3 protein-coding genes are annotated in these 2725 nt (G+C 72.3%); 2 read left to right on the plus strand and 1 reads right to left on the minus strand.

Annotation, left to right across the window (positions count from 1 at the left end):
* Position 1: 1 nt before the first annotated feature.
* Together ACFQE5_RS14770 and ACFQE5_RS14775 are read left to right on the plus strand one after the other, a co-directional pair.
* Complete coding sequence (locus ACFQE5_RS14770) at positions 2-619, plus strand: SRPBCC family protein (protein WP_379585532.1); 618 nt, start codon at positions 2-4, stop codon at positions 617-619.
* Between the two features lie 64 nt (positions 620-683).
* Positions 684-1718 (plus strand): P1 family peptidase, encoded by a 1035-nt coding sequence (locus ACFQE5_RS14775; protein WP_379585533.1) that lies wholly within the window; start codon positions 684-686, stop codon positions 1716-1718.
* Here the strand turns inward: ACFQE5_RS14775 and ACFQE5_RS14780 are convergent, their stop codons facing one another.
* Positions 1719-2675: a DMT family transporter gene (locus ACFQE5_RS14780; RefSeq protein WP_379585535.1), complete on the minus strand. Its 957-nt coding sequence runs from the start codon at positions 2673-2675 to the stop codon at positions 1719-1721.
* Positions 2676-2725: the final 50 nt, after the last annotated feature.

The raw sequence follows: 2725 nt of genomic DNA on the forward strand, positions 1-2725 counted from the left end.
GATCGACGAGGCGTGGGCGGCGTTGAACAACCCGGAGACGGTGGCGCCGTGCTTCCCGGGCGCGACGCTGGAGTCCTACGAAAGTGACGCGTTCACCGGGACCGTGAAGGTCAAGCTCGGGCCGATCTCCTTGACCTACAAGGGCAAGGGCACATACGTCTCGCGCGATGACGCGAAACACGAGGTGGTCATCGACGCGAGCGGACGCGATGCCCGGGGCAACGGCACCGCGAACGCCAAGGTGACCGGGACGATGCAGGCCGACGGGCCGGACAAGACCGAGGTCACCATGGTCACCGATCTGACCATCACCGGTCGGCCTGCGCAGTTCGGCCGCGGGGTGATCTCTGATGTCAGTGAGAAGATCATCGGCCAGTTCGCGTCCTGCCTGACCGAGAAGCTCGGGGAGAAGGCCCCGGCTGCAGCGCAGGCGCCGACCGCCGGCGCCGAGGCGAAGCCCGCCGAGACGAAGCCGGCTGGTCCGGTGCGCAGCGACGTCGAGGCCATCGATCTGCTGGACACCGCGGGAGCCCCGGTGCTCAAGCGGCTCGCCCCGGTCATCGGTGGCGCACTGCTTCTGCTGATCATCCTGCTGATCCGTCGTAGCAGGTCCCGCTAACCTGTGAGTGCGTAACAGTGTTCTAACACTGTTACGCACTCACAGTGGGTCGTGAGCAGGGAAAATGAAGCCTGGTCCGCACAACGGTCTCACCGATGTCCCCGGCCTCCGGGTCGGGCATGCCGAACTCGCGGGGGACGGTGCGCTCAGTGGCACCACCGTCGTGCTCGCCCCGGAGGGCGGCGCCGTCGCGGGGATCGACGTGCGGGGGGCGGCACCGGGAACCCGCGAGACGGACCTGCTCGACCCGCGCAACACCGTCCAGCGGATCCACGCCCTCGTCCTGTCCGGGGGCAGCGCCTACGGGCTCGCCGCCGCCGACGGGGTGATGCGAAGGCTCGAGGGCGACGACGTTGGTTTCCGGGTCGGGCTCACACCTGGCGAGGTCGTGCCGATCGTGCCCGCCGCCGTGATCTTCGACCTCGGCCGGGGCGGGGACTTCACGGCCCGGCCCGGAGCCGAGCTCGGCGCCGCCGCAGTCGACGCCGCGTCACCGGGGCCGGTCGCGCAGGGCGTCGTGGGGGCCGGGACCGGTGCCGTCGCCGGCGGACTCAAGGGCGGCGTCGGAACGGCCAGCGCCGTGCTCGCCGATGGCGCCACGGTGGCGGCGCTGGTGGTCGTCAACGCGGCCGGATCGGCGGCCGACCCCGCGACGGGCGCGCTGCTCGGCGCCCGCTCGGGGTTCGCCGGGGAGTTCCCGTCCCCGACCCCGGGGCCATCCGAGTTGGCGGCACTGCGCGAGGCCGCGGCGTCCCACGGCCTCCGGCTCGGCACCGCCACGACCCTCGGGATCGTCGCCACCGACGTCGCCCTGGACAAGGCGGGGTGCGCCCGGCTCGCGGCGATGGGCCACGACGGCCTCGCCCGCGCGCTGTCTCCGGTGCACACGGTCATGGACGGCGACACCGTGTTCGGGCTCGCCACCGGCGCGCGGCCGGCGCCCGAGCCCGCCGGGCTGTACACCTTGCAGGCGGCGGCAGCGGACGTTGTCAGCCGCGCGATCGCCCACGCGATGCTGGCTGCCGTCACGGTGCGGACCACGGCGGGGGAATGGCCGAGCTACCGCGAGCTGGTCGGCCTGCCGACAGAGCGGCGGTGACTACGACGAGCGCGCCGCGCAGGGGGTCTGGCAGCAGGTCGGCGCGGGGCACCGGATCGCCGGAGACGGGGCAGCGTACTCCCTGGAACCGGCGGGCCGCTCGGTATGGCGGGCCAGGATCATGACCCCGGCGACGATGACGGTCCCGGCGAGCATCTCACCGGCCAGGGCCGCAGGGGTCAGGGTGATGGACTCGCCGAACCAGACGAGTCCAAGGCCGATCGCCACCAGCGGATCCACGATCGTGATCACCGCGACGGCGGGGGCGACGTGGCGTCCGGCCTGGAACGTGTTCTGCGACAGCAGGAACCCGGTCACGCCTGTCAGCAGGGCGACGTAGAACGCCCAGTGGCCGAGCGGCTCCGCCAGACCCACCCGAGCCTGTCCCGACACCAGCTTCATCAGCCCGGCCGTGACCCCGTACAGCACGCCCGTGGCCAGCGCGAGTATCAGCACCCGCGTCCGCCGAGCCCGGTGACGCACGAACGCGAGACAGACGGTCACCAGCCCGGCGAGCAGAACGGCCGCCGGCGTGGTGGGCATGTCCGCGATGGGCCCTACCCCTGCCGGCCTCGGCTGGGCGAGCAGCAGAAACCCCCCGAGCCCCACCGCACACAGCGTCGCGCCGACCAGCACGGGTCGTTCGACGCCGTCACCGCGCAGCCAGGCCGTGAAGATCGTCGTGAACAGCAGCGCACTCACCAGCAGTAGCTGTACCAGCAACAGCGGCCCGTAGCCGAGTGCGAGCAGTTGCAGGCCGAGCCCCGTGGCCGTCGCCCCGATGCCGACCAGCCAGGTCCGGTTGCGCAGCAGGTTCCACAGCAGACGGGGATCGAGGACGTTGCCGTGGGGAACCTGATGCGTCGCCGTGGACTGGGCCGCGTTGGCCAGCCCGATCGCCGCCGCGCCCGCGACGGCGGCCGGCACCGCCACTCCCAGCTGGACCGTCGTGCTCATGCGAGAAGGGACCGGCTCCGAACCGGGAACTCATCGCTGGTCGGCGAGGG

Origin of the sequence: Pseudonocardia hispaniensis (assembly GCF_042658695.1) — a bacterium.
Classification (GTDB): Bacteria; Actinomycetota; Actinomycetes; order Mycobacteriales; family Pseudonocardiaceae; genus Pseudonocardia; species Pseudonocardia hispaniensis.

Bases quoted from the DNA above. Each gene is read 5' to 3' on its own strand.
- ACFQE5_RS14775 (WP_379585533.1), top strand. From the start codon at position 684: ATGAAGCCTGGTCCGCACAACGGTCTCACCGATGTCCCCGGCCTCCGG.
- ACFQE5_RS14780 (WP_379585535.1), bottom strand. From the start codon at position 2,675: ATGAGCACGACGGTCCAGCTGGGAGTGGCGGTGCCGGCCGCCGTCGCG.